The sequence below is a fragment of the Sphingomonas sp. PL20 genome (genome assembly GCF_017875905.1).
Taxonomy (GTDB): Bacteria; Pseudomonadota; Alphaproteobacteria; order Sphingomonadales; family Sphingomonadaceae; genus Sphingomonas; species Sphingomonas echinoides.
Genome location: NZ_JAGINH010000002.1, coordinates 2,558,223 through 2,571,331, shown reverse-complemented (window position 1 = coordinate 2,571,331; position 13,109 = coordinate 2,558,223). Strand labels below are relative to the sequence as shown.

Here is a 13,109-nt window from a genome sequence, read left to right as displayed (position 1 = left end):
TTTTTAGCATCATCCAGCGGCCTGCGGACGCCATGTCATGCGCGGATTACGCCAGTCGATCGCTTCGAGCAGACACGCCATCTGCGACGCGGTGATCGCTACGACGCCATCAGTCGCCGCAGGCCATATGAACCGTCCACGGTCGAGCCGCTTGGCATAGAGCGACATACCCACACCGTCATGCCACAGCACCTTGATCAGATCGCCGCGTCGTCCACGGAAGATGTAGAGATCGCCGGCATGCGGGTCGCGCTTGAGCCCTTGCTGCACCAGCAACGCCAAACCGAACATCCCACGGCGCATGTCTGTGCACCCGGTCGCGAGCCAGATCCGGACGTCGCTTCGGACCGGGATCATCGCCTGAGCGACCGCACCACAGCCGCCACCAATGCGGGCGGCGCATCGCTTGCGATCCGCAGCACCGCCCCGCCGACCTCCAGCACTATCGCGCATCCTGCCGCGGGCTCAGGCTCGGCGCCGACCGTCACCGCCGCGAAGCCCGGCGACACCGGCTCGGCAAGATCGCGTCGCCACCGATAAAGCTGGCTCGGCCGCAGGTCGGCACGCCGCGCGATCTCCGCCACGCTCGCTCCCGGCTCGCAGGCCGCCGCCACCAGCGCCCGCTTCTGATCGTCCGTCCAAACCCGGCGCCGCTCCGCGCCCGAAATAATCGTGATCTGACTCATCGCACCATCGCTAACACCGGTGCAAACACCGTCGCTTGCACCAGTGCTACGTCAGCCGATCACCCGTTCCCGGCAAGGCGGTCCACACCGGAGGGGTACGCTTCAGCGAGCTAAGCTCCAACTGACATCGCTCGAACCTGCACTCAAGGCGTATGCATCAGAACGCGCCATGGCGCTTGCGGCCGACCATAGTCGCGTTCGGCAGGCGTTGGGCTCAAGGGCGGGTGTCCGGGTCGAGGCGGTGACGCCGGTCGACATCATCGGCCTCTATGTTTTGATGCCCCGGATTTGAGGACGGATGATGGCTCGCAAAATCACCCGCACTCACCAGTCCCGTCGTGCCGCACGCCATGAGTTCGCGGGAATAGAAGTCGTCGGCGCACTGCTGACGCCTGATATGTTGGGTCGCATTGCTGCTTTCGATGCGAACGATCAGTCCGAAGATGGCTACGGAATTCCAGCGGGACTTAAGCTTCGCGACGAGATTGCTCGTTATTATCGTATTGGCGAGGCGCTTTGGTCTCGCTTTGCCGCAGTTCGAAGTCACAGCGTCGGGGCGTCGGAGCGGTTTGTCCTTGAATTGCTTCGCCAGTGCTTCGGATTCGATGCGATCAAGCCGCAAGCGACGACTTTGGTCGGTGAACGTGAGTTTCCGGTTCGGCATAGCGCGCTGAATGGCCGTGTGCCGATCGTGATAGCGCCTGCCCCTGTCGATGGGGCTCGGCGTTCCGGGCTGGAAGAAAGTCTCGTCCAGCTCGGCGACGGATCGCGGCGGCGATCCGCTACGCTGCTCCTTCAAGAATATCTCAACTCTATGGAAAGTGCCTGCTGGGGTCTGACGAGCGATGGGGTCAGCCTCCGCCTTCTCCGCGACAATATCAGCCTCACGCGTCCGGCTTGGATCGAAGCGAACCTCGCGAAGATTTTCTCAGAGGGGCTATTCCCAGATTTTTCAGCTCTTTGGATGTTAATCCATCAGAGCCGATTTGGAAGCGACCACGCGGCGATTGCGGATTGCTCGTTGGAGCGCTGGCGCGATCGGGGTCGTACCGAGGGTGTCGCCGCCCGAGAAAAACTTCGGCAGGGGGTCGAGGCGGCTCTGCGCGAGCTTGGCCAAGGCTTCATCGAGCATCCAAAGAATGACTTGCTTAGGCAGGCGCTGCGGGATGGATCGCTCACACGGCAGAGCTTCTTTGAGGAGCTGCTGCGCCTTGTCTATCGTCTGATCTTTCTCTTCGCGGCTGAAGATCGGGAACTGCTGCATGCGCCGGACGCCACTCCAGAAGCAAGGCAGGCCTATCTTGAAGGTTATTCACTCGGTCGGCTCCGTGAACGCTCCATGCGGCGGGTTGCCTGGGATCGCCACGGCGATTCCTGGGAAGGTCTAAAGGTGACATTTGTCGCGCTTTCGCGTGGCGAGGTGCGGCTTGGCTTACCTGCGCTCGGCGGATTGTTCGCGCGCGGCGTCCTTGCAAATCTCGATGGCGCTCAGATCGAGAACCGCCGTTTTCTAGCGGCGATCTGGCGCCTGGCTTGGCTACGCCCCGATGGGCAACCATTAACCCGGGTCAATTGGCGCGACATGGAGACCGAGGAACTCGGCTCTGTCTACGAGAGTCTTCTGGAATTAACGCCTCTCGCCAGCGCGGATACGCGAACCTTTGAATTTGCCGAAGGTGATGAGACCAAAGGCAACGCTCGCAAAACTACAGGCAGCTACTACACGCCAGATGCCTTGGTGAAGTTGCTCCTAGACTCAACGTTAGATCCAGTTCTGGACGCAGCAGAGGCGCGTGGAGCCGATGATCCGGTAGGCGAAATTCTGAAGCTCTCGATCATTGATCCTGCATGCGGCTCTGGTCATTTCTTGCTTGGCGCCGCACGTCGTGCTGCTGCACGGATCGCCAAGCTACGAAGCCCAGGCGCTCCGAGCCAAACCGAGTTCCAGCATGCCCTGCGCGAAGTCGTGTCGCATTGTATCTACGGCGTCGACCGCAATCCAATGGCGGTGGAGCTCTGCAAGGTCGCGCTATGGATTGAGGCGCTCGAACCTGGAAAGCCACTGACCTTCCTTGATGCTCAAATCCGTTGCGGGGACAGCCTGATCGGAGTCTTCGACCGTTCGATGCTGGAACGCGGCATTCCCGATGAGGCCTACAAGCCGCTCACCGGTGACGATAAGGAGATGGCCAAGACATACGCCCGCTACAACAAGCAGCAGCGCGACGGAAAAGGCGCGACCGGTTTTCTTTCTGAATTACGGCCACCTGAAAGTCTCACGCGCGCAGATCGCCTGCTAGCAGAGATGCCTCAGGAGACGCTTGAGCAAGTCGGTGAGAAAACCCGTAGCTTTGATCATTTGCGTCGCCAAGACGAATGGGTACGTCTGAAGTCAGCCAGCGACCTTTATGTGTCGGCCTATCTATACACGGCAGCATTCTTTTCACCGAAGCCAGCACCTCTCTCGACCTTCAGTGCTAACGACCTGATGATGCCTCTGACGGAACATGTCTGGAAGGCGGCGGGTGGGAACAGCGTTCCGAGCCATCTGATCGACGAAGCTCGGAAAACATCAGACTTGGTTGGGGCCTTCCACTGGCATATTGAATTTCCGCGCATCTTCGAGGTCGGCGGCTTTGACGTTGTTATCGGCAATCCGCCCTGGGAGCGGATCAAACTCCAGGAGCAGGAATTCTTCGCTACACGTTCGCCGGAGATTGCAAGCGCTCCGAACAAGCCTGCGCGCGAAAAGCTGATTTCGGCGCTGAAGCAGTCGGATCCGGAAACTCCGGATGGTCGGCTTTGGGCCGATTTTCAGTTTGCCAAACGGACGGCCGAGGCAACGGGTGAATTTGCCCGCAGTTCTGGGCGGTATCCCTTAACGGCGCGCGGGGATGTCAACACCTATGGCCTTTTCGCTGAACTTTTCGCTAATCTTGCCAGAGCCAATGGACGTTCCGGCGTCATTGTGCCCACTGGGATAGCAACCGATGGCTCGACAGCAGCTTTCTTCGGACATCTCATTGAGAAAAAGCGACTGGTCCAACTAATTGACTTCGAAAATAGAGAGCGGCTTTTCCCCGCAGTCGATAGCCGGATGAAGTTTTGCATACTGGCCATCGGAGCATCCGAACGGGCAAGTTTTGCTTTTTTCCTGACTAATACGCAGCAATTTGATGAAGCCGAGCGACGCTTTATGCTCTCAGCGGCAGAGATCGAGCGCATCAACCCCAACACGAAGACTGCGCCTGTTTTCCGTTCACGAGCCGACGCGGAATTAACAGCGAAGCTCTACGCGAACGCACCGGTTTTAGTCGAGGAGCGCGAAGGGGCCGACGAGAACGTAAATCCGTGGGGAATAACGTTCCAAACCCGCTTGTGGCATATGACCGAAGACGCCGATTGGTTTCAAACGGCCAGCGTGCTGGAAGGTCAGGGCTGGGAACGCGAAGGTATATGCTGGGCGCGTTCAACAAGCGACCATCCTGAGAAGGCGGAGAGAATGCTGCCGCTGCTTGAATCAAAAATGATTCATCACTTTGACCATCGCTGGGCCACCTTCGCTGGTGGAGCGACCGATGACGAGGAAGGTGCACGCGACACCACCCTTCTTGAAAAGCGAGATCCTGCGTTTGAAGCATTTCCTCGATATTGGTTTCCTGAACGCGAAGCCACGATTCGGATAGCTCGTGTTCCTTCCACCCTAAAACGCGCGGTGCGGGAAGCCGATTCGCTGCGCTGTCTTAGAATTCTAGCGGAATGGCTGACAGGCTACATACTGAGCGTTGAGGGGCGGTATGCTCGAGAAGAAGATCTTACACGTGTCCTCGGCCGGTCTTACGACTGGCGGCAAACGCTAGGAGCTTCGCCAGAACGCTTCATGCGAGAGCCGAGAACAGTGGCAAACGGCGTGAAGGCGCAATTGGAAACCCCTCTGACAGCAACAGATGTGGTATTTCTCGCCCAAGGACCGTCTGACCCGTTGGAGCTTGCAACTTCACTCATCGAGCTCAAACAGCCACGCTGGTTGATGGGCTGGCGAGACATCACCAACGCAACGAATGAGCGGACAATTATCGCGAGCGTTTTTCCTAAATTTCCTATGGGAAATACAGCGCCGCTCATGTTCACCACAAAGGAAAACGGTTGCGCTGCTGGATTGATCGCTGCCTTGAGTAGTATGACGCTCGACTTCGTGGCTCGTCAAAAGATCGGTGGAACCCATATGTCTGTGGGGTATCTCCAGCAGTTTCCTGTGCCCCCACCTTCGGCCTTCACCCCTGCAGACCGAGAATTTCTAAACTCACGCGTCTTGGAACTGACCTACACCAGCCATTCAATGCGGCTTTGGGCAGAAGATCTCGGCCACTTCGGTGCACCCTTCGCATGGGATGAAGAGCGTCGTGCGGTCCTTCGGGCCGAATTGGACGCTTTTTTTGCCAGGAAATACGGTTTGAACCGCGACGAGTTGCGCTACATCCTCGACCCTGCGGACGCAAAGGGGGAATCCTATCCCTCTGAGACGTTCCGCGTGCTGAAGAACAAAGAGGAGGGGCGCTACCACGAATACCGAACGGGCCGGCTGGTCCTCGACGCTTGGGACCGGCTTGTGGCTGCCGACGTTAGCACGACGCCTGTCGAGGTGCGGACTCGATCTGTCCCACCGTCGATGCTTCGCGACGGCGCCTGGGCGCGCCCATTGCCCGGAAGTTCGGGCGACGCGGGCGCGATGCTTGCGGCGATCCTGAAAGTGATGAACGGGCCGCTACCGCCGCGCCAAGTGCGCCTTGCCGCGATATTGGCTCTCGAGCCCAGACTGCTTCTGCCGCACTTGTCCGCCGGCGAAGCAATGGAGTGGCAGCGGCTCATCGGCGCAGAAGCAGTTCCTCTTACAGGCAACGCCACGTCTTTTGTACCGCGTGTAGATCGGAATTGGGGGGCGGCCGTGATAGCTCATCGCGGCAACGGTCGGTTGATCGAAAACCTAACTGTCGGAACATGGGCACCTGGCCTGAGCCTCGACTCTATCGATACAGCGGGCTGGCCTGACGGACGCGCTGGAATGGTGATGGGCGTTCTCGCGCAATTCTCGACGGACACCGTCGTCTCGGCCATGCCAGAGGAGATCAGGGGGTGGGTTGATGCCGCGGCAGCCTGATCTTCTTGGACCTCCATCACTTTCAGTGCAGCCCCCGCGAGGGCACAGTGGTCCTCGCCTCTGGGTCAAACGTCTGGCGATATGGGATGAGCCTGGGGGAGAAAAAATTCGAGACATTACGTTTCGTCCGGGGCTCAACATCATTTGGTCCCCCGACAGCGGCGATGCGCTCTCTTCGGAGTCGCCGGCCGGCGCGATTGGGCATGGCAGTGGGAAGACACTGTTCTGCCGGCTCTTACGGTACTGTCTCGGTGAGGATCGCTATGCATCCGAAAACCAGCGTGAACGAGTTGGCGTCGCATTCCTGAACGGAATTGTGGGCGCAGAAATCATGCTGGACGGGGTATGCTGGGCCATTGTCCGACCGCTGGGAGCCCGCCGCCGTCACATGGCAGTGGCTGGTGGCAACCTCGACGAAATCGCTGCAGGCGAAGGGACGTCGACCGGTCTTGAACCTTTTCTCGACGCGGTCGAGCGTGACGTCCTGACCATGGGGCTGGCGGCACTTATCTCGGGGCAGCATTCTGATCGTCGAAGCTGGCCGATTGCATTGGCTTGGCTCACGCGAGATCAAGAGTGCCGATTTGACGATGTGCTGGATTGGCGCTCCACAGTGTCGGACTCAGATTCTCCAGTGCGAGGAATGACGCAAACGGAGAAACTTGATGCGCTTCGCGCCTTTGTTGTTGCGATTACGCCGGAGGAACACGCCAAACGCTCTGAAGTGGCCAGCCTCGACGATCGACGTCGAACAATGGAACAGGAGATCGGCCACCGGCGCTGGGAAATTGAGAGAAGCCAAAATCGGTTGACTGTCGCTCTCGGCTTAACCGCTGAGGAAGTGACCGCAGGGTCTTTTGCCATCGAGCAAATGCGAAAGAAAGCTCAAGACCTTCTCGCGACGGCGGCAAAACTGCCCCTGGGTCAGTCCGGAGCCGGTGTCGAAATCGCTCGACAGGAACATGAAAAAGCTCAGGCAGAATGGACGCGCCTGGATGGGGAGCGCATTCGTATCCAGGCGACAATACCGCTGGTAGAGAAGCTTCAGAGTCAGCTCCAGGGCGAGTTGCCCGGAATTTCTTTCTCTAGGAGCGAGGCGGAGAGTCCAATTTGTCCGATTTGCGAGGTGCCTATCGACCGCACGTTGGCAGAAGGGTGTGGGCTTTCCCATAAGCTTCCCGATCTAGAGGCATGTGTGCAGCGTTGGGAGCAGCGCAAGAAGAGTTTCGATGACGAGACTGAGAAGCTTGTCGGGTTGAGATCTGAGCAAACGCAAACATTACAGAAGCTTGCTCTGGCCAAACAGCACGCGGATCAATTGGGCGACCGCGTCGCAGCTCTTGAGCAGGCCCGCGACACCCGTGAAGGAGCTTGGTATGCCGCGCAGCGGCTTGCCGATGATGTCGAGCGTTTTGCGGAGTTGTTTGGCGCACAGGAAAGCGCGACGAAGGCGTTACGAGAGGTCGTTTCGAAGCTCGAGACAGAAAGAAGTCTGCTTGGCGTTTTCCGCGACAAACAGGCTCGCGTTTTTGGTCGGATCAGCGAGAAATTTGATCCTATTGTTCGGCGCCTAGTGGGAGCCGACGCCAAGGGGCACGTTACGCTGAGCGGCAATGGGCTCGAGCCCAATGTGAATATGGGTGGAGATCGATCGACCGCGGCAATCGACTCACTGAAGGTATTGGCCTTCGATCTAGCCATATTGTGCCTGAGCATCGAGGGCGCAACGCGTGTTCCCGCGTTTCTTGTTCACGACAGCCCGCGCGAAGCCGACTTGGGGCTAAGCATCTACCATCGGCTGTTTCGGCTGGTGACGGAGATAGAAGCATTCGGCGAGGCACCCCAGTTTCAGTACATTGTAACGACGACCACGCGGCCACCCGAGGATTTGGCTGTTGAACCTTGGCTTCGCATGACGCTTCGGGGATCGCCCGGCACAGAACGCCTTTTACGTCGTGATTTGTGAGGGGTGAGTTCATGTCGCTATCTCAAATCGAACGCATCCGCCTCGACAAGGCCGCCGTAGATGAGGGCTTCGGCCTCCGACGGGCCGATGAGGGCGATTGGGTCTGCTATGATAGCCTGGGCGCCCCAGCTTCGATACGCCTGACCTGTGCGGACGGAGAATATGTGGTTGCGGTCAACCACGCCGGTGTTGCCACCGACTTAGATACGCGATGGGAAAGGTGGTCGAGACTCCGTTCTCCGCCGTTAGGTTTCGCAGCCTTCAGTGTCTCAGACACGATGCCACTGCATCGCTTGGTACGCGAGATGTGGCAATTGGCACGCGCACTCCCCATTGAGCCGTTGCGCGTGTTCGAGGCGGAGACTCGCAGTCTACCTCGGACGACCGAGATTGAACGTCTCGTAATTCAACGTGTCGGCCAGAATATCTTTCGTGATGCACTGTTTGCATATTGGGGCGGTGTCTGCGCTGTGACGGGCGTATCCGAGCCACGCCTCCTTCGTGCCAGTCACATAAAGCCGTGGGCGCAATGCGAGACGGACGGGGAGCGGTTGGACGTCTACAATGGGCTGCTGCTCGCCGCCCACTTGGATGCAGCCTTTGACGCAGGTTTGATAGCGTTCGAAGAAAGCGGAGAGATACTGATCTCAGATAATTTAACCGAAAGCGATCGGCGGGCCATGAATATCAATAGCCGTCTGGTCCTTCGTCAAGTGGCAATTGGCCACCACGAAAAGCTCGCTTGGCACCGTCTAAATCTATTTGCTTCAGCGGCTTAAACCAGCCGCTGATTGTTTTTATCATTCGTTTTGTTTCAAATACTGTCATCACAATCGATATTGGGGGGTGGCATAGTGGGAAGCCGGGAATGAAAAAGCCATTCAATCTTCTCGCCGAGTTTGGAAAGTTCGGCCTGGAGCGAAAGATATCCCTACGCGATCCGGCTGCACCTTCAAGGGTGGCGCTGCTCCAGCCTTCACCATGCTGACGACAGAGCCAGGCACCGATATCGAGGCCTATCACGACCGGCAGATCGTCGTGTTGCCGCCGGTGGAGTGGTGGAGTGGGCCAACTGGATTTATCTCACGAAGCCGGAAACAGAGCTGTTGCGTCCACAGCCGAAGGGATCGCTGCACGCTCAAACCGTGCGCGAGGGAAGCGATTGACGTCGTTGCTCGCCGAGGCATGCAGAGTACGACGTTTCCACTGTTGCGGTGCATCGGGAGCTGGTAGGCTCCGCCCGGGGCTATTAAGTAGAAGAAAATGGTGGGGCGGATTGTTTATCAAGAAAATTTGTATCGAAAACTTTCGTCTGCTTTCTTCGGCCACGCTGTTGCTCGAAGAAGTTACCACGGTTGTTGTTGGTAGAAATAATACCGGGAAGACCTCTCTCGGCGAGGTTCTCCGGCGGTTTCTTGGTGAAAAACCCAGTTTCCAGCTCGAAGACTTTTCGAGCGCTTCCTATGACGGATTCTGTGCAGCGCATGCGGCAAAGCAGGCCGGGAAGACGGACGATATTGTTCGGCCGCTAATTCCCAGAATCGAGATTCGTATTCATGTCAGCTACGATCCCAAGGCGCCGGCGTTTGGGCCTCTGTCCGAGTTCATCATTGACGTTGACGACGCCTGCGAAGAGGCACTGATTGTCGCGCGCTACGAGATCAAGGACGGACAGATCCCGGCGCTATTCGATTCCGTGCCCAACCCGGAAGACTCGCCCGAATCGCGCGTCGCGTTTTTCAGGGAAATGCGAGAGCGCATCCCGGTCCACTACGCGCCGAGTTATTGGGCCGTAGATCCGAACGATCCGACAAATCAGAAGGCCGTCGGCCACAATGCCCTCGCGGCGGTTATCTCAAGCGGCTTCGTAAATGCTCAACGCGGTCTCGACGGCGCCGCAGCCAAGGAAACCGACGTTCTGGCGGGCGTTTTAGAGCGACTGTTTACGAATGCGGCGCTCCCGACCGCTGACGAGGAGCAGCGCGTCATTGCGGAGAAGCTAAAAGAAGCCGTCGCTGGAGTTCAGAGTGGGATCGACACCGGTTTCAAAGATCAATTGAAGCTTCTCATGCCGACGCTCAAAGGGTTCGGTTATCCGGGGCTGGACGGGCAGGTTTTGACGACAGAGACGACGCTCGACGTCAAAAAGCTTTTGAGTAATCATACCCGGGTGCACTACGAGGGCTATAGCGGCGTCTCGTTGCCGGAGGCGTATAACGGCCTTGGTTCACGGAACCTGATTTTCATCCTGCTTCAGATCGTTGGTTTCTACCGCAGCTACCGAGCCGAACCAAACGCGCCAGGTATCCATCTCATCTTTATCGAGGAGCCCGAGGCCCATTTGCATCCGCAGATGCAAGAGGTCTTCATTCGGCAGCTCAACACCATCGCAAAAGAATTTGACAAGGAGCACGAAGGTTCGCCGGCATGGCCTGTCCAATTTGTCGTGTCGACACATTCGTCGCACATCGCGAATGAGGCAAAGTTCGATGCCATCCGGTATTTTGTGGCGACGAGGCAGGAGACGCCGGGCGGGGTAAGGCAAGCCAAGATCAAGGATTTGAGGGACGGTCTGAAGGGTGCAAAACCCCAGGATCTGGATTTTCTCCATCAGTACATGACGCTGACTCGCTGCGATTTGTTCTTCGCGGACAAGGCGGTGCTGATCGAGGGAACGAGCGAACGCTTGATACTTCCCGCGGTGATCGAGAAAATGAACACGGCGCAGCCCGCGGCGCCAAAACTGTCCAGCCAGTATGTGTCGGTCATGGAAGTCGGTGGCGCGTATGCGCACTTGTTTTTCCCGTTGCTAGCTTTCCTCGAGCTGCATTTCCTCGTCATCACCGATCTCGACGCGGTGGAGAAGAGCCCCGGTGGGAAATGGGTGGGGTGCGAGGCCCACAAAGGGCTGCGCACGAGCAACGCTTGTTTGAAGGCGTGGTTCGGGGACAAGGAGATCACGCCACAGGCGTTGATCAAGAAGGCGTCCCCGGACAAGATCAAAGGCATCGGGAGGATCGCGTACCAGATACCTGAGGCCGCAGACGGGCCATGCGGCAGGTCATTCGAAGATGCCTTTATGCTCGCCAATCGGGCGATCTTCGATCTTCAGGGTGTCGATGTCGCAGAGCTGGAAGTCAACGCCCGCGCTGATGCTGGTGAGGAGAAGAAGGCCGCATTCGCGCTACGCTTTGCCATTAAGGACCCGACCTGGGCTGCTCCCACCTATATGACGGAAGGTCTCCGATGGTTAGCGGATAACCCGCCGGAGGAAAGTGACGACGAGCGTCTGAAATTGGCGGGAGCGGCGACTCTCAGCCCTGAGGAGTGGGCGGCGCTGGCGGATATCTTCGTAGAGGCGGAGGTTGTGCAGCCAGAGCCGCCCGCAGACGACCCTGACGGCCAGAAGGTGGCAAGCCTGTGACGGGGGACGCGCCGAATCCGGCCGTCGAGGCGGCTGAGCGCGCGAAAGAGAAGATGCTCGACTGCCTGAAGTCTGGCGCGAGTTTCGTCCTGGAGGCCGGTGCTGGCGCTGGTAAGACGTACTCTCTTGTCGAAGCGCTGCGCTTTCTTGTCGATCGCGATGGCCGCGAGCTTGCCCGGCGACATCAGCGGATCGCGTGCATCACTTTCACCAACGTCGCCAAGGACGAGATTGTCGCGCGTACCGATGGGTCTCCACTAATCTTCTGCGAGACGACGCACGCCTTTTCCTGGGCACTGATAAGCGGATTCCAGAAGGCGCTCCGTGACGGGATCCGCCTCATGCCGGCATGGACAGAGCGGCTGGACGCGGCTGGCAACGTAGATGGATTGAAGATCGAATATTCACTCGGTTATCGGTCCATCGAGGATGGAGTGTTGACGCTCCATCACGATGATATTCTGCCTCTTACGATCAAACTGCTGGAAGGTAAGAAATTCAGAGACCTGCTCTCGGACAAATTCCCGTTCATCTTAATCGATGAATATCAAGATACGAACGCTGACTGGATAGAGGCGATCAAAAAGCACTATCTGGGAGCCAAGCATTCTCCTCAGTTTGGATTTTTTGGGGACCATTGGCAAAAGATCTACGGTGACGGCTGCGGCAGTATCGTACACGAGTCCCTTGTTCGCATTGGCAAGCAGGCGAATTTTCGCTCTGTTAAAGTCATAGTCGACGTCTTGAACGAAATGAGGCCGGAACTGAAGCAGGTCGTAAAGGACCCGGCCGCAGCGGGCAAAGCTCGGTTCTTTCATACCAACGGATGGGTTGGGAAGAGGCGGACCGGACAGCACTGGGCGGGCGATCTTCCGGCCGAGCTGGCGCAGTCGGCGTTGGCCGTTGTGCAAGCGAAGCTGGCAGATGACGGGTGGGATTTCTCACCCGATGTCACGAAGGTCTTGATGCTAACGCACCGGGCGCTTGCGTCCAATATGGGATACGCGAGCCTGCCCACCGTCTTTCAGTATAACGACTCCTTCTCAAAAAAGAGTGACAAGCACATAGCGTTCTTCGTCGACCGACTCGAGCCAGCATTCAAGGCATACGAGAAACGCCGGTACGGAGAAATGTTCGCGGCCCTCGATACCAAGATCCCGCAGATCACAGGAGGCGGCGAAAAGTCTGCATGGTCAGAGTCGATGGCGCGGCTGGCAGAGCTACGGAAGAGCGGCACCGTTGCCGACGTGATCAAACATCTTCGCGCGACCGAACGCCCGCGGCTACCGGATGACGTTGTTCGTCTGGAAGAGATGCTCGCGGCCTTCGATCTGAACGGCCCGGAGGAGAAGTCACGGCGCCTCTCCGAGCTAGAGAAGCTTCACGCCGTAAAATATCAGGAGATCATCAACCTTGCGGGCTATCTGCAAGGTCATTCGCCGTTTGAGACGAAACACGGCGTCAAAGGAGCGGAGTTCGAAAACGTATTGGTTGTCGTTGGCCGAGGCTGGGGTGATTATAATTTCGACGAATTACTCCAGTTGGTCGCAAACCCTGCCAGGATCGCCGGTCGATTAGAGGCCTACGAGCGCAATCGCAATCTCTTCTATGTCGCTTGTTCGCGGCCGAAAAAGAGGCTCGCGGTCCTTTTTACGCAACAACTCAGCCCAGACGCGTTGGCAACTGTAGACAGGTGGTTCGGCCAGGCGGTTGTCACCGCGATTGCACCGTAGACGGGATGTAGGGTGCGTTCAGCGATAATCCCGCGACCTCTCTTTGATCTGATTGGCTGGTCCGTAGGAATCGTACCTGAGGCCGTCCCGGGCCGCGCGTTGGATGGATTGGGTCCAAAGGCGCCTTGGTGCGACCATGACC

General features: G+C 58.0%; 7 protein-coding genes. 5 read left to right on the top strand and 2 right to left on the bottom strand.

Annotated elements, in window-relative coordinates; genetic code table 11:
- Positions 1-9: 9 nt before the first annotated feature.
- Complete coding sequence (gene tnpB / locus H4W01_RS11965; RefSeq protein ID WP_010189271.1) at positions 10-357, bottom strand: IS66 family insertion sequence element accessory protein TnpB; 348 nt, start codon at positions 355-357, stop codon at positions 10-12.
- On the bottom strand, positions 354-686 hold the full coding sequence (gene tnpA, locus H4W01_RS11960; RefSeq protein WP_209611178.1) for an IS66-like element accessory protein TnpA: 333 nt from the start codon (positions 684-686) through the stop codon (positions 354-356). The genes tnpB and tnpA overlap by 4 nt, the downstream gene beginning before the upstream one ends.
- A 301-nt stretch (positions 687-987) precedes the next feature.
- On the opposite strand from tnpA, the gene H4W01_RS11955 reads away from it, so the two are divergent.
- From H4W01_RS11955 to H4W01_RS11935, 5 genes are all read left to right on the top strand, one after another.
- On the top strand, positions 988-5,844 hold the full coding sequence (locus H4W01_RS11955) for an Eco57I restriction-modification methylase domain-containing protein (RefSeq protein WP_334685249.1): 4,857 nt from the start codon (positions 988-990) through the stop codon (positions 5,842-5,844).
- A gap of 388 nt (positions 5,845-6,232) precedes the next feature.
- Positions 6,233-7,810, top strand: a complete 1,578-nt coding sequence (locus tag H4W01_RS11950) for a chromosome segregation protein SMC (RefSeq protein WP_209611176.1) — start codon at positions 6,233-6,235, stop codon at positions 7,808-7,810.
- Positions 7,811-7,821: 11 nt separating this feature from the next.
- The gene (locus H4W01_RS11945; RefSeq protein WP_209611174.1) at positions 7,822-8,589 is read left to right on the top strand and encodes an HNH endonuclease; all 768 of its coding nucleotides are present in this window, start codon (positions 7,822-7,824) and stop codon (positions 8,587-8,589) included.
- A gap of 497 nt (positions 8,590-9,086) precedes the next feature.
- Positions 9,087-11,234: an ATP-dependent nuclease gene (locus H4W01_RS11940; protein ID WP_209611172.1), complete on the top strand. Its 2,148-nt coding sequence runs from the start codon at positions 9,087-9,089 to the stop codon at positions 11,232-11,234.
- Positions 11,231-12,967, top strand: coding sequence for a UvrD-helicase domain-containing protein (locus H4W01_RS11935; protein ID WP_334685248.1), 1,737 nt, complete (start codon positions 11,231-11,233; stop codon positions 12,965-12,967). Before H4W01_RS11940 ends, H4W01_RS11935 begins: the two co-directional genes overlap by 4 nt.
- Positions 12,968-13,109 lie beyond the last annotated feature (142 nt).

What these genes read in the sequence shown, in the direction of transcription:
- tnpB (WP_010189271.1), bottom strand. Translation starts at nt 357, where the DNA reads ATGATCCCGGTCCGAAGCGACGTCCGGATCTGGCTCGCGACCGGGTGC.
- tnpA (WP_209611178.1), bottom strand. Translation starts at nt 686, where the DNA reads ATGAGTCAGATCACGATTATTTCGGGCGCGGAGCGGCGCCGGGTTTGG.
- H4W01_RS11955 (WP_334685249.1), top strand. Translation starts at nt 988, where the DNA reads ATGGCTCGCAAAATCACCCGCACTCACCAGTCCCGTCGTGCCGCACGC.
- H4W01_RS11950 (WP_209611176.1), top strand. Translation starts at nt 6,233, where the DNA reads ATGGCAGTGGCTGGTGGCAACCTCGACGAAATCGCTGCAGGCGAAGGG.
- H4W01_RS11945 (WP_209611174.1), top strand. Translation starts at nt 7,822, where the DNA reads ATGTCGCTATCTCAAATCGAACGCATCCGCCTCGACAAGGCCGCCGTA.